Below are 19,585 nucleotides of genomic sequence, written 5' to 3' on the forward strand. Positions count from 1 at the left end.
GCGACAAGGGCGGACGGGTCTTGATATGGCCGAAAATACCCCCGTTTCGAGCTCTGCAGGCGCCTTCGGCAGCCGCTACAGGGAACGGATCGTATTAAAAAGTAGTCATTTGTCCATCAGGTCACTAGGGTTAGTCTTTTCCAGACTGCACCTGCAGATGGGCCACATCGACTTGCAAAGGAAACAGATCATGCGCCTCGCTGCCGCCCCCTTATTGCTTACCTTTTGCCTGAGTCCGCTGGTTCAGGCGGCCACCTTGAGTGTTTGCACCGAGGCCAGCCCCGAAGGGTTCGATGTGGTGCAGTACAACTCGCTCACGACCACCAATGCCTCGGCAGACGTGCTGATGAATCGTCTGGTGGATTTTGATGCCCGGGCTGCCAGGTTGGTGCCGAGTCTGGCGCAAAGCTGGTCAGTGTCCCCTGACGGTCTTGTGTACGACTTCAAATTACGCCCCGGGGTCAAGTTTCACAGCACGCCTTATTTCACCCCGAGCCGTGAACTGAATGCCGATGACGTGCGCTTCAGCTTCGAGCGCATGCTTGATCCGGACAATCCGTGGCACAAGGTGGCGCAAAGCGGTTTCCCCCATGCGCAGTCCTTGCAACTGCCGCAGCTGGTGAAAAAGATCGAAACCCCGGACCCGTTGACCGTGCGCTTTACCCTCAGCCATCCGGATTCAACGTTCCTGCCGGCGCTGAGTATGGGCTTTGCATCGATCTATTCGGCCGAATATGCCGACAAACTGCTCAAGGCCGGAACGCCGGAGCTGATGAACAGCCAGCCGATCGGTACCGGGCCTTTTGTGTTCTCGCGCTTCCAGAAAGACGCGGTGGTGCGTTACAAGGCCAACCCGGACTATTTCGCGGGCAAGCCGGCCATTGACGGGCTGATTTTTGCCATCACCCCGGACGCCAACGTGCGCCTGCAGAAATTGCGCCGCAATGAGTGCCAGATTGCCCTCTCGCCCAAACCGCTGGATGTGGATGCCGCCACCAAGGACCCGGCGTTGAGCGTTGCGCAAACCCCGGCCTTCATGACTGCTTTTGTGGCCATCAATAGTCAGCATCCGCCACTGGACAAGCCCCAGGTGCGGCAGGCGATCAATCTGGCCTTCGATAAAGACACTTACCTCAAGGCGGTGTTCGAGAACGGTGCACAGACCGCCAATGGCATCTATCCGGCCACGACCTGGAGCTATGCCAAAGATTTGCCGGGCTATGCCCATGATCCGCAAAAAGCCAAAGAGCTGCTGGCCAGTGCAGGCTTCAAGGACGGCTTTAAAACCACCATCTGGACCCGGCCGACCGGTAGCGTGCTGAACCCGAACCCAAGCCTTGGGGCGCAGTTGCTGCAGGCGGACTTGGGCAAGGTGGGCATCAAGGCGGACATCCGGGTGATTGAATGGGGCGAATTGATCCGTCGCGCCAAAGCGGGTGAGCACGACCTGTTGTTCATGGGCTGGGCCGGTGATAACGGCGACCCGGACAACTTCCTGACTCCGCAGTTTTCATGCGCCGCGGTGAAGTCCGGGACCAACTTTGCGCGTTATTGCGACAAGACCCTGGACAGCCTGATCAGTGAGGGCAAAACCCTCACCGACCAGGACAAGCGCAGCGCGCTGTATCAAAAGGCCCAGGCCCTGATTCAGCAGCAGGCGCTGTGGCTGCCGCTGGCACACCCAACGGCCTACGCGCTTACCCGTAAAGACGTACAGGGTTATCAGGTGAGTCCGTTCGGGCGTCAGGACTTTTCGACGGTCAGCATCAAGCCCTGAGTGTCACATCCAGCCATGTTCGACCATTGAGAGCGGTTCACCGTCGCCAACGATAAAGTGATCCAGAACCCGCACTTCGATCAGGTCCAGCGCATCGCTCAGGCGCTTGGTCAGGGTACGGTCGGCCTGGCTGGGCTCGGTGACACCCGAGGGGTGGTTGTGGCAAAAAATCACCGCTGCGGCGTTATGTGCGAGGGCGCGCTTGACCACCTGGCGCGGGTACACGCTGGCACTGTCGATGGAGCCCCTGAACAGCACTTCAAAGGACAGCATCCGGTGTTTGGAGTCCATAAACAGGCAGCCAAACACTTCGTGGAGTTCGTGACGCAGTAACGACTTGAGATAGTCACGAACGGCCTGCGGGCTCTCTAGCGCCGAGTCCCGGCGCAGGCGCTCGGCCAGGTGCCGGCGGCTCATCTCCAGTACCGCCTGCAACTGACTGAACTTGGCCGGCCCGAGCCCCAGCTGGCGACAGAACCCGGCGAGGTCGGCTTCGAGCAAGGCCCTCAGGCTGCCGAATTCAGCGAGTAAATGCCGTGCCAGGTCGACCGCGCTTTTGCCCGAGACCCCGGTGCGCAGGAAGATTGCCAGCAGTTCGGCGTCGGAAAGACTGGATGCTCCGTGTTCTAAAAGCTTCTCGCGCGGCCGCTCTGCTGCCGGCCAATCCCTGATGCTCATAACACCTCCATGTATGTGGGCGCCGCTGTTCCCTGGCAGGCGCTGTGTTATCTTAGCCCATCATTTTTGCGTGGCATTTGGCCATTTTCCGCGCAGTCATCATCGAACTAGAAGGCAGGCCTATGCAGCGGCTGTATCGAAAACGCATTGTTTTGGGCGTCGGCGGCGGCATCGCGGCTTACAAGAGTGCAGAGCTGGTTCGCCGTTTGCTGGATCAAGGCGCCGAAGTGCGGGTTGTCATGACCCGTGGCGGTAGCGAGTTCATCACTCCGCTGACCATGCAGGCCCTGTCCGGGCACCCGGTTCACCTGGATTTGCTGGACCCGGCGGCTGAAGCCGCGATGGGCCATATCGAGCTGGCCAAGTGGGCTGACCTGGTACTGATCGCGCCAGCCACGGCTGACCTGATCGCCCGTCTTGCCCAGGGCCTGGCCAATGATCTGCTGACCACCCTGGTGCTGGCCACTGACGCGACGGTCGCCATTGCGCCGGCGATGAATCAGGCCATGTGGCGTGATCCGGCCACCCAGGCCAACACCCGATTGCTTGAAACCCGCGGCCTGCGCGTGTTTGGTCCGGCTTCCGGAAGCCAGGCCTGCGGTGACGTGGGCTTTGGCCGCATGCTTGAGGCCGATGATCTGGTGCACTGCGCCGCCGAGTGTTTTCAGCGTCAGGTATTGACCGGCAAGCATGTACTGATTACGGCCGGCCCGACCCAGGAAAACATCGACCCGGTGCGCTATATCACCAACCACAGCTCCGGAAAAATGGGCTTTGCCCTGGCTGAAGCGGCGGTTGAGGCCGGTGCCCGGGTAACCCTGATTACCGGGCCGGTGCACTTGCCGACCCCGGACCGGGTGAGCCGGATCGATGTGGTCAGTGCCCGCGATATGCTCGCGGCCTGTGAAGCGGCGATCCCCTGTGACGTGTTTATTGCGTCCGCTGCAGTCGCGGATTACCGCCCGGAAGTCGTTGCCCCGCAGAAACTCAAGAAAGACCCTACCAAGGGTGACGGCCTGTTGCTGCAGATGGTGCGCAATCCAGACATTCTGGCCACCATCGCTTCGCGCCCTGACCGCCCTTTTAGTGTCGGCTTTGCCGCAGAGACCGAGCACTTGCTCGATTACGCCGCGCGCAAGCTCAAAGACAAAAACCTCGACCTGATTGTGGCCAACGATGTGGCTAACCCCAGCATCGGCTTCAACAGCGAAGAAAACGCCTGCAGCGTGATTGACCGTCAACTGCATGCCACTGTGTTTGCCCAGACCAGCAAGGGCAAAATTGCCCGCCAGCTGATCACTTTTATCGCCGAACGTCTGAACCAGGTTTAACTCGTATGCACGCTTTGCAAGCCAAAATCCTCGATCCACGCATTGGTAGCGAATTTCCGCTGCCGCAGTACGCCACGCCCGGCTCCGCCGGTCTTGATCTGCGCGCCATGCTTAAACAAGACACCGTTCTGGAACCGGGCCAGACCCTGTTGATCCCGACCGGTCTGTCGGTATACATCGGTGATCCGGGCCTGGCGGCGCTGATCCTGCCGCGCTCCGGCCTGGGTCATAAGCACGGCATCGTGCTGGGTAACCTGGTCGGCCTGATCGACTCCGATTATCAGGGCGAACTGATGGTTTCGTGCTGGAACCGTGGTCAAACCGCCTTCAACATCACCATCGGTGAGCGTATTGCTCAGCTGGTGCTGGTGCCGGTGGTGCAGGCGCACTTTGAGCTGGTCGAAGAATTCGACGAAAGCCAGCGTGGCGCTGGCGGCTTCGGTCATTCCGGCAGCCTCTGATCGTACTCAGGTCAGGCGCCCTGCCTGACCTGACTCGTTAGCGTGGTAATTCAGGATGAAGCTCGCGCCAATGCAGTCACTCTGTTTATTGCCAAAATCGATGGCAGCCTTGTGCCATACGCCCCGTAATGCCAACTGGCCTCACGAACTCTCGCGTCAAAACGCCGTCCAAAGCCACAGCTTATGCTCGACCGCTCCCCGTCAACCGGTGAATGCTCGCCGTAGGGCAAGGTCGACGTTCGTGTGCCTGGCAGTTTCAGTGCACACCCCGAATTCTCAGAAAATGGAGCATCCTTTTTAATGAGCAGCCAAGCTTCGGTCGCGCCGCAATTCCCTGACAGCATCTTCCGCGCCTATGACATTCGCGGTGTGGTGCCTGAAACCTTGACCGCTGAAACTGCCTACTGGATTGGCCGTGCCATTGGCGCCGAAAGCCTGGCCCAGGGTGAGCCCCATGTATCGGTGGGGCGTGACGGGCGGTTGTCGGGTCCGGAACTGGTGGAGCGTTTGATTCAGGGTGTGGCCGACAGCGGTTGCCATGTCAGCGATGTAGGCCTGGTACCGACGCCGGCGCTGTATTACGCGGCCAGCGTGCTGAGGGGCAAGTCGGGGGTGATGCTCACGGGCAGCCATAACCCGTCCAACTACAACGGCTTCAAGATCGTGATCGCTGGCGACACCCTGGCCAACGAGCAAATACAGGCGCTGCATACCCGCCTCAAGAGCAATGATCTGACTTGGGGGGAAGGCAGCATCACCCGGGTTGAGATTTTGCCGCGCTACTTCGATGAAATTACCGGGGACATCAAGCTGGCCCGGCGTCTTAAAGTGGTGGTCGACTGTGGTAACGGTGCGGCAGGCGTGATTGCCCCGCAACTGATCGAAGCCCTGAATTGCGAAGTGATCCCGTTGTTCTGCGAGGTGGACGGTAATTTCCCCAACCACCACCCGGACCCGGGCAAGCCCGAGAATCTGCTGGACCTGATCGCCAAGGTTAAAGAAACCAATGCCGACCTTGGCCTGGCCTTTGATGGCGACGGCGACCGTGTCGGTGTCGTGACCAATACCGGCACCATGGTGTTCCCGGATCGCTTGCTGATGCTGTTCGCTCAGGATGTGCTGGTGCGCAACCCGGCTGCCGAGATCATTTTTGATGTGAAATGCAGCCGTCGTCTGGCGCCCTGGATCGAAGAATGTGGCGGTCGGCCACTTATGTGGAAGACCGGTCATTCGTTAATCAAAAAGAAGATGAAGGAAACCAGTGCCTTGCTGGCCGGAGAAATGAGCGGGCATATCTTTTTCAAAGAGCGCTGGTTCGGTTTTGATGACGGTATTTACAGTGCTGCGCGCCTGCTGGAGATCCTCAGCAAGCGCCAGGCGACAGCCGAAGAGCTGTTTGAGACCTTCCCCAACGATATTTCTACGCCAGAGATCAATATCGATGTGACGGATGAGAGCAAATTCAGCATCATTGACGCCCTGCACGATGCCCAATGGGGTGAAGCCGCCGAGCTGACCACCATTGATGGTGTTAGGGTCGACTATCCACACGGCTGGGGCCTGGTTCGCGCCTCCAACACCACTCCGGTGCTGGTGCTGCGATTCGAGGCAGAGACCGAGGCCGAACTGCAACGTATCAAGGATGTCTTTCACGCCCAATTGAAGCGTGTGGCGCCTGATCTCCAACTACCGTTTTGATCGATTTGTTCTACCGGAGCCCTGAATGACCCTCGAACGTGATGCCGCCTCCAACGTCGCCAAGGTTTTGTCCGAAGCGCTGCCCTATATTCGCCGTTACGTCGGCAAGACGCTGGTGATCAAGTACGGCGGCAACGCTATGGAAAACGATGAGCTGAAAACCGGGTTTGCCCGCGACATCGTGTTGATGAAGGCCGTGGGTATCAATCCGGTCGTGGTCCATGGTGGCGGTCCGCAAATCGGTGATTTGCTCAAGCGCCTGTCCATCGAGAGCCATTTCATCGACGGTATGCGGGTCACAGACTCGCAAACCATGGATGTGGTTGAAATGGTGCTCGGCGGCCATGTGAACAAAGAGATCGTCAACCTGATCAACCGCCATGGCGGTAGCGCCATAGGCCTGACCGGTAAAGACGCCACGCTGATCCGGGCCAAGAAAATGGTGGTTACCCGCCAGACACCGGAAATGACCAGCCCGGAAATCATCGATTTCGGGCATGTGGGCGAAGTGGTCGGGATCAACACTGACCTGCTGAACATGCTGACCAAGGGTGATTTCATCCCGGTAATTGCGCCGATTGGCGTGGGTGAAAACGGCGAGTCCTACAACATCAACGCGGATCTGGTGGCGGGTAAGGTCGCCGAAGCGCTGAAAGCTGAAAAGCTTATGTTGCTGACCAATATCGCGGGCCTGATGGACAAGCAGGGCAAGGTGCTGACCGGGCTGACCACTGCCCAGGTGGATGACCTGATTGCCGATGGCACCATCTACGGGGGCATGCTGCCCAAGATCCGCTGCGCGCTGGAAGCCGTGCAAGGTGGCGTGACCACTGCACACATCGTCGACGGTCGTGTACCGAACGCGGTGCTGCTGGAAATCTTCACCGATACCGGTGTCGGTACCCTGATTACCAACAGCAAGACGGTTTAAGCAAAACCAGAAAAGCCCCGTCCGGCGATTGCCGGGCGGGGCTTTTTTTTGGCTGTGCGGACTAGATCCCGTACTGCGCCCGATAGGCTTCAACGGCTGGCAGGTATTGCTTGAGCGTTTCGTCTTCGGCCAGGTACTGCAGCACCTGGTTCAAGGAAACGATGCTGACCACAGGAATACCAAAGTCACGCTCGACTTCCTGAATGGCTGACAACTCGCCATTGCCACGCTCCTGACGGTTCAGGGCAATCAGCACGCCTGCGGCGTTGGCGCCCTGGGCCTGGATGATCTGCATGACTTCACGGATGGCGGTGCCGGCGGTGATCACGTCGTCGATGATCAGGATATTGCCTTCGAGCGGCGAGCCGACCAGGCTGCCACCTTCGCCGTGGGCTTTGGCTTCTTTGCGGTTGAAGCACCATGGCAGGTCGCGGTCATGGTGTTCTGCCAGGGCCACTGCGGTGGTTGCCGCCAGTGGAATGCCTTTGTAGGCCGGGCCAAACAGGACGTCGAAGGAGATACCGCTGTCAACGATGGCGGCAGCGTAGAAACGCCCCAGTTGAGCCAGTGCGGAGCCGGTGTTGAACAGGCCGGCATTGAAGAAGTAAGGACTGGTGCGCCCGGACTTCAGGGTGAACTCACCGAAGCGCAAAACGCCGCGATCGATGGCAAAACGGATGAAGTCGCGCTGATACGCTTGCATGTAAAGGCCCCAGATGCCACGGATTTAGCTAATTGGTTAGACGGCGTGTATCATACACGCACGTGATTTTTGGGGCCATTTATGCGGATCATCAGTGTGAACGTCAATGGTATTCAGACGGCAGTCGAGCGCGGTTTGCTCAGTTGGCTGCAAGCTCAGAATGCCGACGTTATCTGCCTGCAGGACACCCGCGCCTCCGCCTTTGAACTGGACGATCCAGCCTACCAGCTGGATGGCTACTTTCTTTATGCCTGCGAAGCTGAAGTCCCTGCCCAAGGCGGTGTGGCTTTGTATTCGCGCTTGCAACCGAAAGCAGTCATCACTGGGCTTGGCTTCGAGACGGCCGATCGCTACGGGCGCTACCTGCAAGCCGATTTCGATAAGGTCAGCATCGCGACCTTGCTGCTCCCTTCGGGGCAGAACGGCGATGAAGACTTGAATCAAAAATTCAAGCTAATGGACGACTTTGCACGCTATCTGGATAAGCAGCGTCGCAAGCGTCGTGAGTACATCTACTGCGGCTCGCTGTATGTGGCGCAGCAGAAACTCGACATTAAAAACTGGCGTGACAGCCAGCAATCTCCTGGTTTCCTGGCGCCTGAGCGGGCCTGGATGGACGAGATTGTCGGCAATATGGGCTATGTCGATGCCCTGCGTGAAGTCAGTCGTGAAGGCGATCAGTACAGCTGGTGGCCGGATAACGAACAGGCCGAGATGCTTAATCTGGGCTGGCGTTTCGACTACCAGTTGTTGACACCGGGTCTGCGCCGCTTCGTACGAAGCGCTCGCCTGCCGCGTCAGCCACGCTTCTCGCAACATGCGCCATTGATCGTGGACTACGACTGGACACTGACTATCTAGGTGTTTTTTCGAAGCCACAAAAAAGCCGACATCGCTGTCGGCTTTTTTGTGGGTGCTGGTTTACTTGATCGGGCGCCAGGTGAAGGGGTAGCGGTATACCACTCCGTCATTGGCCTTGACGCCGGCAATCACCACCAGCACCACTGCGCCGATCAGGACCAGGCCGAGCAGGGCGAAACCGATCAGAACAAACATCAGCACGTAGCAAATGGCCGAAGCAATCGCCACGGTGATCTGAAAGTTCAGGGCTTCCTTGCCCTGGTCATCGATGAACGGATCGCTTTCACGCTTTACCTGCCACAGGATCAGCGGGCCGATCAGGCTGCCAAACGGAAACCACATCCCGAGGAACGCTGAAAAGTGACAAAACATGGCCCATTTACGAGCATCGCGGCTCGGCTCGGGTTTTGAAAGGTCCAGCTCGCTCATGGCGTTCTCCAGATGGTTACAGACGGCTTCGGCATACAGCTCGGCGATGTTAGTCGGCCAGTGCAGCTTGTTGCAGGGCGAAAATTTCGGTCATGCCCTTTTGCGCCAGTGCCAGCATGGCGTTCAGCTCTTCAGGCTGGAATGGCGCGCCTTCGGCAGTGCCCTGAACTTCGATGAAGCCACCGGTGCTGGTCATTACGACGTTCAGGTCGGTTTCGGCTGCCGAATCTTCAGGATAGTCGAGGTCGAGCACTGGCTCGCCCTGATACATGCCCACCGAGACCGCTGCAATCATCTGCTTGAGAGGGTCGCCGCCCTTGAGGCCGCCGCGTTTCTTGATCAGCTTCAAAGCGTCGACCAGGGCAACCATGGCGCCGGTGATCGAGGCCGTGCGAGTGCCGCCGTCGGCCTGGATCACGTCGCAGTCGACGTACAGGGTGATGTCGCCCAGCTTGGACATGTCCAGTGCGGCGCGTAGCGAGCGGCCGATCAGGCGCTGGATTTCCAGGGTGCGTCCGCCTTGCTTGCCGCGGCTGGCTTCACGCTGGTTGCGGTCGCCGGTGGCGCGGGGCAGCATGCCGTATTCGGCAGTCAGCCAGCCCTGGCCCTGGCCTTTAAGGAAGCGTGGCACGCCGTTTTCGACGCTGACGGTGCAGATGACTTTGGTGTCACCGAACTCGACCAGTACAGAACCCTCTGCGTGTTTGGTGTAGTTGCGGGTGATGCGGATCGGACGGAGCTGATCGGCAACGCGACCACTTGGACGTTTCATGTGGGATACCTGTACGGGACGGAAAACTGCCGAGCATTATAAAGGCCATGGCCCGACAGGACACGCCTAATAATTGCATGCCCGGCTCGCCGCCCCCTTGGGAGCGCCATGACACCGGGTACTTTTACGACAGACGTCATTTGGGGCCGTCCCCTGCACTGCGTTACAATCCTTCGCCTCAATGGCCGTCAGGCTAAATTCATCGAATCGCGAGGTACCTCCATGGTGCATAGCATGACCGCCTTTGCCCGCGTCGAAAGTGCCGGCACTCAGGGCACCCTGAGCTGGGAGCTGCGCTCGGTCAATAGCCGCTACCTGGAGCCGCACCTGCGCCTGCCCGAGTCTTTGCGTGACCTCGAAGGTGCGGTGCGTGAAGCGCTGCGTCAGGGGATCTCACGTGGCAAGCTGGAATGCACGCTGCGTTTCACCGAAGAAACCACGGGCAAGCCGCTGCAGGTTGACCGTGAGCGTGCGGCGCAACTGGTGGCCGCCGCCGAATCCATCGCCAGCCTGATCAAGCAGCCGGCTGCGCTGGATCCGCTGAAAGTGCTGGCCTGGCCAGGCGTATTGGTGGCGGATGCAAGCGACCCTCAAGCCCTGAACAATCAGGCGCTGGTGCTGTTCAAGCAGGCGCTGCAGGAACTGAAAAACGGCCGTGAGCGCGAAGGCGCCGAACTGGCGCGCCTGATCAGCGAGCGACTGACCGCGATCGAGGCTGATGTCGAGACTTTGCGTGAACTCGTGCCACAGATGCTGGCCACCCAGCGGCAAAAGGTGCTCGATCGCTTTGCTGACATGAAGGCCGAGCTTGATCCCCAGCGCCTTGAGCAAGAAATGGTCCTGCTGGCGCAAAAAAGCGACGTTGCCGAAGAGCTTGACCGCCTGAGTACCCACATCCTTGAGGTGCGGCGCGTGCTCAAGTCCGGTGGAGCCGCCGGCCGGCGCCTCGACTTCCTGATGCAAGAACTCAACCGGGAGGCCAACACCCTCGGTTCCAAGGCATTCGATCCGCGCAGTACCCAGGCGGCGGTCAACCTCAAGGTGTTGATCGAGCAGATGCGCGAACAAGTACAGAATATTGAGTAAGGCTCTCCCTGACATGACCCATAGCACCGGCACCCTTTATATCGTTTCTGCCCCTTCTGGCGCAGGCAAGACCAGTCTGGTCAAGGCATTGATCGACCTCGAACCGCAGATTCGCGTCTCGGTTTCGCACACCACCCGCGCCATGCGCCCGGGTGAGGTCAACGGCGTGAACTATCATTTCGTCGAACGCGAAGAGTTCGTGAAAATGATCGAACACGGTGATTTCCTGGAGCGCGCCGAGGTGTTCGGCAACCTTTACGGGACTTCGCAGAGCCATTTGCAGCAGACCCTGGATGAAGGTCACGACCTGATTCTGGAAATCGACTGGCAAGGCGCCGAGCAGGTTCGCCAGCTGATGCCGCAGGCGCGTTCGATCTTCATCCTGCCGCCGAGCCAGCAAGCCTTGCGTGAGCGTCTGGACAATCGCGGGCAGGACAGCGACGAAATCATTGACGGGCGCATGCGTGAAGCCGTGAGTGAAATGAGTCACTACGTCGACTATGACTACCTGATCATCAATGATGATTTTGCGCTGGCACTGGAGGACCTGAAGGCAATTTTTCACGCCAATCGCCTCCAGCAAAAACGTCAGCAGCAGCGTTTTGGCAAATTACTGGCTGAATTGCTGGGTTAAAGGGCTCTTCCCAAAACCCCTGTAAGGGCTTTACATTGGCGCTTACAGCGGGTTTGGGAAGGCGCTTGAAAAATCAGCGCTTCCCTAATGGCTGGTGATTTTTTAAACTGTTGAGTCCGCTCGCCCATCCGGGCAGCGCGCATATTGCATTTGCTACGAGGAAGACCATGGCCCGCGTAACCGTTGAAGACTGTCTAGAACACGTGGATAACCGCTTTGAGCTGGTCATGCTCTCTACCAAGCGTGCCCGTCAACTGGCCACCGGCGGTAAAGAGCCTTTGGTTGAGTGGGAAAATGACAAGCCTACCGTTGTTGCCTTGCGTGAAATCGCTGCAGGCCTGATGAGCTACGAGTTTATCGCCAACGCTGAAATCGTCGAAGACGAACCGCTGTTCGCAGCGTTCGAGGACGAGTCCAACGAGGCGAACTAAGCCTATGCCCGGTCGACGTAGCACGGCGAAGGGTAAAAAGTTTTGGCAGGAGGTTTCCTCTTGCCGAGCATAGACGCCCTCGCCGATCGCTTGTCGACTTACCTCAGTGCGGACCAGGTCAATCTGGTCCGACGAGCGTACTTCTACGCCGAACAAGCCCACGACGGCCAACGCCGACGTAGCGGCGAGCCTTATGTCACGCATCCGCTGGCAGTGGCGAACATTCTTGCCGACATGCATATGGACCATCAAAGCCTGATGGCTGCCATGCTGCATGACGTGATCGAAGACACCGGTATTGCCAAGGAAGCGCTTGTCGCGCAGTTCGGCGAAACCGTGGCCGAACTGGTCGATGGCGTCAGCAAGCTGACCCAGATGAACTTCGAGACCAAGGCCGAAGCCCAGGCTGAAAACTTCCAGAAAATGGCCATGGCCATGGCGCGGGATATCCGCGTGATTCTGGTCAAGCTGGCTGACCGTCTGCACAACATGCGTACCCTCGAAGTGCTGTCCGGCGAAAAACGCCGGCGGATTGCCAAGGAAACCCTGGAAATCTACGCGCCCATTGCCAACCGGCTGGGCATGCACAGCATTCGTATCGAATTCGAAGATCTCGGTTTCAAGGCGATGTACCCGATGCGCTCCGCGCGCATCTATCAGGCGGTCAAGCGCGCCCGGGGCAACCGCAAGGAAATCGTTAACAAAATTGAAGAGTCGCTCAGCCACTGTTTAGCCGTAGACGGCATTCAGGGCGAAGTCAGCGGCCGTCAAAAGCATATTTACGGCATTTATAAAAAAATGCGCGGCAAGCGCCGGGCCTTCAACGAGATCATGGACGTTTACGCGTTCCGGATCATCGTCGACAAGGTCGACACCTGCTACCGGGTTTTGGGTGCTGTACATAATTTGTACAAACCACTGCCGGGACGGTTTAAAGACTACATCGCGATTCCCAAAGCCAACGGCTATCAGTCGCTGCATACCACGCTGTTTGGCATGCATGGCGTACCGATCGAAATTCAGATCCGTACCCGTGAAATGGAAGAAATGGCCAACAACGGTATCGCCGCCCACTGGTTGTACAAGTCCAGTGGCGACGAGCAGCACACGGGGACCCATGCCCGGGCGCGGCAATGGGTCAAGGGCGTGCTGGAGATGCAGCAGCGCGCCGGCAACTCCCTCGAATTTATCGAAAGCGTGAAGATCGACCTGTTTCCGGACGAGGTCTACGTGTTCACGCCTAAAGGCCGGATCATGGAGCTGCCAAAAGGCTCCACCGCAGTCGATTTTGCCTACGCGGTGCACACCGACGTCGGCAACAGCTGTATTGCATGCCGTATCAACCGGCGTCTCGCACCGCTGTCCGAGCCGCTGCAAAGTGGTTCCACGGTCGAGATCGTCAGCGCCCCCGGTGCCCGCCCCAACCCGGCGTGGCTCAACTTTGTGGTTACCGGCAAGGCGCGTACGCATATCCGTCACGCCCTGAAATTGCAGCGCCGTTCCGAGTCCGTGAACCTTGGCGAACGCTTGCTGAACAAGGTGCTCAACGGCTTCAACAGCGCGCTGGACAAGATCCCGGCCGAGCGCATTCAGGCCATGCTTCAGGAGTATCGTCTGGAGCAGGTCGAAGATCTGCTGGAAGACATCGGCCTGGGCAATCGCATGGCTTACGTCGTTGCCCGGCGTCTGATGGGTGAAGGCGAACAGCTGCCGAGCCCGGAAGGTCCACTGGCGATTCGCGGTACCGAAGGTCTGGTACTCAGTTATGCCAAATGTTGTACGCCGATCCCGGGAGACCCGATTGTGGGTCACCTGTCCGCGGGCAAAGGCATGGTTGTGCACCTGGATAACTGCCGCAATATCAGTGAGATTCGGCACAACCCCGAAAAATGTGTCCAGCTTTCGTGGGCCAAGGATGTCACCGGTGAATTCAACGTCGAGTTGCGTGTCGAACTGGAGCACCAGCGTGGCCTGATTGCGCTGCTTGCCAGCAGCGTCAACGCAGCCGACGGCAACATCGAAAAAATCAGCATGGACGAACGCGATGGTCGTATCAGCGTTGTCCAACTGGTGGTCAGCGTGCACGACCGTGTGCATCTGGCCCGCGTGATCAAAAAACTGCGCGCCCTTAACGGGGTTATCCGCATCACTCGTATGCGTGCGTAGCCATCTAATTACAAGGAGTCACCCATGACCAAGACTGTAATCACCAGCGATAAGGCACCTGCTGCTATCGGTACTTACTCTCAGGCGATCAAAGCTGGCAATACTGTCTACATGTCCGGTCAGATCCCGCTGGACCCAAAAACCATGGAACTGGTTGAAGGTTTTGAAGCCCAGACCATTCAGGTATTCGAAAACCTGAAATCCGTGGCTGAAGCAGCAGGCGGTTCGTTCAAGGACATCGTCAAACTGAATATTTTCCTGACTGACCTCAGCCACTTCGCCAAGGTCAACGAAATCATGGGCAAATACTTCGAACAGCCATACCCGGCTCGTGCCGCTATCGGCGTTGCGGCCCTGCCAAAGGGTTCGCAGGTTGAGATGGACGCTATTCTGGTCATTGAGTAACACCCCTCGGCGCAGCGCCTTCATGCTGCGCCAACCCCCCGCTTGCCCCGCTTTAAAAGGATTCCGCCATGCGCAAAGCGCTCGCTTTCTCGCTGCTCACCATTTTCCTGGGTGGCTGTGCCAGCGGCCCCGCCCATCGCGATATCAGTGGCGTCTGGATCAACCAGGCCGCGATCAATGAAGCTGCCAAAGGCGGCAATTTGCGTGAAGCCCTGCTGGCCAACGGGCCAAATCTTGAATGGCAAATTGATTCCAAACAGGCCAAAGCCAACTACACCAATGGTTTTGAGTGGGTTGAAGGCAAGCTGATGCCTGAAAACAAAGGGGTTTGGCAGGTCAATATTTATGGCAGCGCGGCCACCGACTTGAGCCTCAATGGCGACGAGCTGGTACAGGCTGCGGGTGAGTCTGATCCGCAACAATCCTTTGTTCGTTCCCCCATCAACCTGACAAGCGACGCGCCTTTGGGCACCAATTTCGAGCACGCGCTCAAGACTGCCTATCTGGGCGGTCAGTGGCGTGTGGTCAGCGGTAAAGGGCAAGGCAATCAAGTGACCTTTTTTGCCGATGGCCGGATTACCGGTTTACCTGAAGCCAATGCTTACGCCCTGTGCCTGGCGGGCGACTGCGCATCAATGAGCGGCGAGTACGACAGTCTCTGGCTGGAACAGGACGAGACAGGTGCGGCGCACATTTTTGTGCGCAATGGTCGCCAGCTGGAGATCTTCCAGGCGCTGGATTCTGCCAAGCCTGACGAAATGCCCCAGCTATACCCGGGCAAGCGTGAATGGGTACTGGAAAAGCAGCTTTAAGCCTGGCCTGCTGCAAGAGCTTGCTGGCGATGGTATCGCCGGCAAGCTGCGCTCCCGCAGAGAGAGTCAATCCGCTAGCATCGCGCTGTAGCCTTCGCGATAACTCGGATAGCGCGGTTCCCAGCCCAGGGCCTTGGCCCGTGCGTTGCTGCAGCGTTTGCTGCCGGCCCGGCGCACGCTGGCTTCGGCAGCCCATTCGGTAATACCCAGACGTTCACGCAGCCAGCCCACGACTTCAGCCAAAGGTACCGGCGCGTTATCCACGCCGATATAGCAATCCTCCAGGGTTTTGCCCTGCAGGTCGGCCTGGAGCAGGAATGCCAGAAGGCCGCCTGCGTCATCGGCATGGATGCGGTTGCCATACAGCGGCGGATCGACTGCCACGCGATAGCCCTTGCGCACTTGCCCCAACATCCATTCGCGACCGGGTCCGTAAATCCCGGTGAGGCGCACCACGCTGGCAGCAATGCCGCTGTTCAATGCGATCTGCTCGGCTTCACGCATGATTCGCCCCGAGTAGCTTGTGGCTTCGGCAGGCGAGGTTTCATCGACCCATTCGCCTTCCGTCTGGCTATACACCCCGCTGCTGGAGACAAACAGCAAGCGCTTTGGCTGCTGGCCTTTTTGCTTGAGCCAGCCCAGCGTGTGCTTCAAACCTTCCATATAAGCGGCCTGATAGCCGGCCTCGTCGTGGTCGGTGGCGGCGGCGCTGTACACCAGATAGTCAATGTTGCCTTCAGGCCATTGCCCGGGGCACTGGTCGCTGAACAGGTCCCCCGCCACGCCTGTGACGCCTGCAGGTAACCGCTCAATGGAGCGTCGCAGCCCATAGACCTGCCAGTTATTGGCCGGCAGTTGAGCCGCCAGACGACTTCCGACATCACCGCATCCGGCGATCAGAACCGAGGCTTTGGGCATCTCAAAACTCCTAATTTAAAGTTACAAAAGTACATGTTCAGGCACGACCAAGGTCGTGACTTTTGAAAAAAACAGATGCTATTGCTTTTGTTAACAAGAATTACTTGCAATAATAACTCATCATTTGCCCCGGGTCTCAAGACGCGTTGCAGGGCATAACCTTCTTACTTTTCTCAGGTCCGGCTAGCATGACACGCAATCATTCCACCGCTTCGCCAACCCAGTTTTTGAGTCCGGCACGCCTCTGGCGCGGGCTTGCTGCGCTGATGTTCAGCCTTTTGCTGGCCCCGGGCGCAGTCTTTGCCGATGAGCCCGCGGCTCCGGCTGCTCCGGCTGCGCAACCGGCTATTGAGGCTGCGGCCCCAGTTGCTGCGCCGGGTGCAACCGACCCTGTGCTGGCTGAAGGCGCTGTTGCCCCGGCCGATGACGCTCCGCAAGTTCTTGAAGAAGACAACACGCTGGGCATGGCCCATGACCTGTCTCCTTGGGGCATGTACAAAAACGCGGACATCATCGTCAAGATCGTCATGATCGGCCTGGCTATCGCCTCGATCATCACCTGGACCATCTGGATTGCCAAAGGCTTTGAAGTCCTGGGCGCCAAGCGTCGTCTGCGGGTTGAAATCGCCAACCTGAAAAAAGCCCGCACCCTCAAGGAAGCCAGCGAATCTGCAACCAAAGAAGGCACGCTGGCGCACCTGCTGGTGCAGGACGCACTGGAAGAAATGCGCCTGTCGGCCAATAGCCGCGAAAAAGAAGGCATCAAGGAGCGCGTCAGCTTCCGCCTTGAGCGTCTGGTTGCCGCCTGTGGCCGCAACATGAGCAGCGGCACCGGCATCCTCGCCACCATCGGTTCCACCGCACCGTTCGTCGGTCTGTTCGGTACCGTTTGGGGGATCATGAACAGCTTCATCGGTATCGCCAAAACCCAGACCACCAACCTGGCCGTTGTGGCACCGGGTATTGCCGAGGCCCTGCTGGCCACTGCACTGGGCCTGGTTGCTGCGATCCCTGCGGTAGTGATTTACAACGTCTTCGCCCGCTCTATCACTGGCTACAAGGCTCAAGTGGCAGACGCATCGGCAGAAGTGTTGCTGTTGGTTAGCCGTGACCTCGATCACCTGCCGCCCGAGCGCAGCTCGCAACCGCACATGGTGAAAGTGGGGTAATCGGCCATGGGCCTGCATTTAAAAGAAGGCGATGACGATCTCGCCGAGAACCATGAAATCAACGTCACGCCTTTTATTGACGTGATGCTGGTACTGCTGATCATCTTCATGGTGGCAGCACCGCTGGCCACTGTGGATATCAAGGTTGACCTGCCAGCTTCCACCGCCAAACCGGCGCCTCGTCCCGAGAAGCCGGTGTTCCTCAGCGTCAAGGCTGACCAGCGCCTGTACCTGGGTGAAGAGCCGGTCAGTGTTGAAGCCCTGGGTGCGACCCTGGATGCCAGGACTCACAACAAGAAAGACACGACGATCTTCTTCCAGGCCGATAAAGGCGTGGACTACGGTGACTTGATGGGCGTGATGGATGCATTGCGCGCCGCCGGTTACTTGAAGGTGGGTCTGGTCGGACTAGAGACGGCAGCCAAGAAATGACCATAGCGCGCCAAAAGATGACGCGTTACGCAATCAGCCTGGTCGCGGTGTTGGCTATCCATGCAGTGGCAGTCATTCTTGCCATGCAATGGTCCAGCCCGCGGGCCGTCGAACTTCCACCGCAAGCGATGATGGTTGATCTGGCACCGCTGCCAGCACCGCCACCGCCTGCGCCGCCGAAAGTGGTGACACCGCCACAGCCGCCGGCCCCTGTGGAAGAGCTGCCGATACCCAAGCTGGCCGAAGCGCCCAAGCCGAAAATAGCTGTCCCGAAACCGGTCAAGCCCAAGCAGAAGCCACAACCGCCCAAGCCTGTGGAAAAAACCGAGCCGGTTAAAGAGAAGCCTTCAGAAGAGAAACCTAGCGACGCCACACCGACCAAGGCGCCGAGCGAGAAGTCTGCCGCCCCGGCTCCTGGGCCGTCGGCACAACAACTGGCGGCTAAAGCCAGTTGGGAAGGCACATTGCTGGCTCACCTGGGCAAGTACAAGAAGTACCCGGCTTCCGCTCAGTCGCGAGGCAAGGAAGGTCTGAACCGGCTGCGCTTTGTGGTAGACGGTGAAGGCAAGGTGCTGTCCTATGAGTTGGTAGGTCGTTCAGGCAATGCGGATCTGGACCGGGCCACCCTGGAAATGATTCGCCGGGCACAGCCGTTGCCCAAGCCGCCGGCCGAAATGCTGACCAATGGCACCATCGAGATCGTGGCACCCTTCGTTTATTCCATCGATAAACGTCGGCGATAAAGCCTCGGCCCGGATAAAAGTCCTGTAGGCGCTGGCTTGCCAGCGCTGGCAACAGTGCAGTCGCCCGCAACACAGGGGCGGCTGCATCGCTGCTAAACCCGTTTGCACAGTATTAAACCTCCCTTGCATTGATTAGCGACTGTAGCTCCGGGGCTAATGTCTGATAACGTGCGTCTATCGATTGCAGCCGCTATGCTTGGCTCGCAGCCACAGGGACGCCCGCTATGACGCTTACAGAATTACGCTACATCGTTACGCTCGCCCAAGAACAACACTTCGGCCACGCGGCTGAACGTTGCCACGTCAGCCAGCCGACCTTGTCGGTGGGTGTGAAAAAACTGGAAGACGAACTCGGTGTGCTGATTTTCGAGCGCAGCAAAAGTGCCGTGCGCCTTACCCCGGTGGGCGAAGGCATCGTTGCCCAGGCGCAAAAGGTACTGGAGCAGGCCCAGGGCATTCGTGAGCTGGCCCAGGCCGGCAAGAACCAGCTGACCGCTCCGCTCAAGGTAGGCGCCATTTACACCGTAGGCCCGTACCTGTTTCCGCACCTGATTCCGCAGCTGCACCGGGTCGCCCCGCAAATGCCGTTGTACATCGAAGAAAACTTCACCCATGTACTGCGGGACAAGCTGCGCAACGGCGAACTGGACGCGATTATCATCGCTCTGCCATTCAATGAAGCCGATGTGCTGACCTTGCCGCTCTACGACGAGCCGTTCTACGTGTTGATGCCGAGCGAGCATCCATGGACGCAGAAAGAGACCATCGATGCCAGTCTGCTCAACGACAAGAGCCTGCTCTTGCTGGGCGAAGGACACTGCTTCCGCGACCAGGTGCTTGAAGCCTGTCCGACCCTGGCCAAAGGCAAGGACGGCTCGCAGCACACCACGGTCGAGTCCAGCTCGCTGGAAACCATTCGGCACATGGTTGCTTCAGGGCTGGGCATTTCGATCCTGCCATTATCGGCTGTCGACAGTCACCACTATGCCCCGGGCATATTGGCTGTGCGTCCACTGACTCCGCCGGTACCTTTTCGTACAGTCGCCATCGCCTGGCGTGCCAGCTTTCCGCGGCCCAAGGCGATTGAAATCCTCGCCGACTCGATCCGCCTGTGTTCGGTGGCCAAGCCGCCTGCCGCGAAGTAAGCC

The 19,585-nt window shown here is 58.7% G+C and carries 20 protein-coding genes and 1 pseudogene; 16 read left to right on the plus strand and 5 right to left on the minus strand.

Annotated elements, in window-relative coordinates; genetic code table 11:
• Nucleotides 1–190: 190 nt before the first annotated feature.
• The gene (locus JQ845_RS17605) at nt 191–1,777 is read left to right on the plus strand and encodes an ABC transporter substrate-binding protein (protein ID WP_010656756.1); all 1,587 of its coding nucleotides are present in this window, start codon (nt 191–193) and stop codon (nt 1,775–1,777) included.
• 3 nt (nt 1,778–1,780) lie between these two features.
• On the opposite strand, the gene radC is transcribed toward JQ845_RS17605, so the two are convergent.
• Nucleotides 1,781–2,455 carry a RadC family protein gene (gene radC / locus JQ845_RS17610; RefSeq protein WP_003437820.1) on the minus strand — a complete coding sequence of 225 codons (675 nt, stop codon included), beginning with the start codon at nt 2,453–2,455 and terminating at the stop codon, nt 1,781–1,783.
• A gap of 122 nt (nt 2,456–2,577) precedes the next feature.
• Here radC and coaBC point away from each other — a divergent pair, with 122 nt between their 5' ends.
• The 4 genes and pseudogenes from coaBC to argB all read left to right on the plus strand — a co-directional run bounded on the left by coaBC (nt 2,578) and on the right by argB (nt 6,876).
• On the plus strand, nt 2,578–3,786 hold the full coding sequence (coaBC, locus tag JQ845_RS17615) for a bifunctional phosphopantothenoylcysteine decarboxylase/phosphopantothenate--cysteine ligase CoaBC (protein ID WP_003437818.1): 1,209 nt from the start codon (nt 2,578–2,580) through the stop codon (nt 3,784–3,786).
• Nucleotides 3,787–3,791: 5 nt separating this feature from the next.
• Nucleotides 3,792–4,247, plus strand: a complete 456-nt coding sequence (gene dut / locus JQ845_RS17620; protein ID WP_003437816.1) for a dUTP diphosphatase — start codon at nt 3,792–3,794, stop codon at nt 4,245–4,247.
• Between the two features lie 321 nt (nt 4,248–4,568).
• Nucleotides 4,569–5,945, plus strand: a pseudogene (locus tag JQ845_RS17625) (phosphomannomutase/phosphoglucomutase); the annotation flags it as partial.
• Nucleotides 5,946–5,970: 25 nt separating this feature from the next.
• Nucleotides 5,971–6,876: an acetylglutamate kinase gene (argB, locus tag JQ845_RS17630; protein WP_003437812.1), complete on the plus strand. Its 906-nt coding sequence runs from the start codon at nt 5,971–5,973 to the stop codon at nt 6,874–6,876.
• A gap of 61 nt (nt 6,877–6,937) precedes the next feature.
• On the opposite strand, the gene pyrE is transcribed toward argB, so the two are convergent.
• Nucleotides 6,938–7,579, minus strand: a complete 642-nt coding sequence (pyrE, locus tag JQ845_RS17635; protein WP_203009303.1) for an orotate phosphoribosyltransferase — start codon at nt 7,577–7,579, stop codon at nt 6,938–6,940.
• A gap of 81 nt (nt 7,580–7,660) precedes the next feature.
• Here pyrE and JQ845_RS17640 point away from each other — a divergent pair, with 81 nt between their 5' ends.
• A complete protein-coding gene (locus tag JQ845_RS17640; RefSeq protein ID WP_003437806.1) occupies nt 7,661–8,440 on the plus strand; it encodes an exodeoxyribonuclease III in 780 nt (259 codons plus the stop codon).
• Nucleotides 8,441–8,500: 60 nt separating this feature from the next.
• On the opposite strand, the gene JQ845_RS17645 is transcribed toward JQ845_RS17640, so the two are convergent.
• Together JQ845_RS17645 and rph are read right to left on the minus strand one after the other, a co-directional pair.
• Nucleotides 8,501–8,869 carry a DUF4870 domain-containing protein gene (locus JQ845_RS17645; protein WP_003437794.1) on the minus strand — a complete coding sequence of 123 codons (369 nt, stop codon included), beginning with the start codon at nt 8,867–8,869 and terminating at the stop codon, nt 8,501–8,503.
• Between the two features lie 49 nt (nt 8,870–8,918).
• Nucleotides 8,919–9,641, minus strand: a complete 723-nt coding sequence (rph, locus tag JQ845_RS17650; RefSeq protein ID WP_003437790.1) for a ribonuclease PH — start codon at nt 9,639–9,641, stop codon at nt 8,919–8,921.
• 222 nt (nt 9,642–9,863) lie between these two features.
• On the opposite strand from rph, the gene JQ845_RS17655 reads away from it, so the two are divergent.
• The 6 genes from JQ845_RS17655 (at nt 9,864) to JQ845_RS17680 (ending at nt 15,175) form a co-directional block, all read left to right on the plus strand.
• Nucleotides 9,864–10,727: a YicC/YloC family endoribonuclease gene (locus JQ845_RS17655; protein WP_003437788.1), complete on the plus strand. Its 864-nt coding sequence runs from the start codon at nt 9,864–9,866 to the stop codon at nt 10,725–10,727.
• A gap of 13 nt (nt 10,728–10,740) precedes the next feature.
• Nucleotides 10,741–11,361 (plus strand): guanylate kinase, encoded by a 621-nt coding sequence (gmk, locus tag JQ845_RS17660; RefSeq protein WP_003437785.1) that lies wholly within the window; start codon nt 10,741–10,743, stop codon nt 11,359–11,361.
• A 167-nt stretch (nt 11,362–11,528) separates the two neighbouring features.
• Entirely contained in the window at nt 11,529–11,792 is a 264-nt protein-coding gene (rpoZ, locus tag JQ845_RS17665) for a DNA-directed RNA polymerase subunit omega (RefSeq protein ID WP_003437783.1), read from the plus strand.
• Between the two features lie 60 nt (nt 11,793–11,852).
• Nucleotides 11,853–13,958, plus strand: a complete 2,106-nt coding sequence (gene spoT, locus JQ845_RS17670; protein ID WP_003437781.1) for a bifunctional GTP diphosphokinase/guanosine-3',5'-bis pyrophosphate 3'-pyrophosphohydrolase — start codon at nt 11,853–11,855, stop codon at nt 13,956–13,958.
• Between the two features lie 24 nt (nt 13,959–13,982).
• Nucleotides 13,983–14,363 (plus strand): RidA family protein, encoded by a 381-nt coding sequence (locus tag JQ845_RS17675; protein ID WP_003437778.1) that lies wholly within the window; start codon nt 13,983–13,985, stop codon nt 14,361–14,363.
• Between the two features lie 68 nt (nt 14,364–14,431).
• Entirely contained in the window at nt 14,432–15,175 is a 744-nt protein-coding gene (locus tag JQ845_RS17680; protein WP_010656758.1) for a putative periplasmic lipoprotein, read from the plus strand.
• Between the two features lie 66 nt (nt 15,176–15,241).
• Here the strand turns inward: JQ845_RS17680 and JQ845_RS17685 are convergent, their stop codons facing one another.
• Nucleotides 15,242–16,093: an SDR family oxidoreductase gene (locus JQ845_RS17685; protein ID WP_203009304.1), complete on the minus strand. Its 852-nt coding sequence runs from the start codon at nt 16,091–16,093 to the stop codon at nt 15,242–15,244.
• A gap of 188 nt (nt 16,094–16,281) precedes the next feature.
• On the opposite strand from JQ845_RS17685, the gene exbB reads away from it, so the two are divergent.
• The 4 genes from exbB to JQ845_RS17705 all read left to right on the plus strand — a co-directional run bounded on the left by exbB (nt 16,282) and on the right by JQ845_RS17705 (nt 19,582).
• Nucleotides 16,282–17,262, plus strand: a complete 981-nt coding sequence (gene exbB / locus JQ845_RS17690; RefSeq protein WP_003437770.1) for a tonB-system energizer ExbB — start codon at nt 16,282–16,284, stop codon at nt 17,260–17,262.
• 6 nt (nt 17,263–17,268) lie between these two features.
• Nucleotides 17,269–17,694 carry a TonB system transport protein ExbD gene (gene exbD / locus JQ845_RS17695; RefSeq protein WP_003437768.1) on the plus strand — a complete coding sequence of 142 codons (426 nt, stop codon included), beginning with the start codon at nt 17,269–17,271 and terminating at the stop codon, nt 17,692–17,694.
• A complete protein-coding gene (locus tag JQ845_RS17700; RefSeq protein WP_202210175.1) occupies nt 17,691–18,437 on the plus strand; it encodes a TonB family protein in 747 nt (248 codons plus the stop codon). The genes exbD and JQ845_RS17700 overlap by 4 nt, the downstream gene beginning before the upstream one ends.
• Before the next feature lie 224 nt (nt 18,438–18,661).
• Nucleotides 18,662–19,582 carry a hydrogen peroxide-inducible genes activator gene (locus JQ845_RS17705; RefSeq protein WP_003437762.1) on the plus strand — a complete coding sequence of 307 codons (921 nt, stop codon included), beginning with the start codon at nt 18,662–18,664 and terminating at the stop codon, nt 19,580–19,582.
• The last annotated feature ends 3 nt before the right edge of the window (nt 19,583–19,585 follow it).

Origin of the sequence: Pseudomonas paraversuta (assembly GCF_904063065.1) — a bacterium.
Lineage (GTDB): Bacteria > Pseudomonadota > Gammaproteobacteria > Pseudomonadales > Pseudomonadaceae > Aquipseudomonas > Aquipseudomonas paraversuta.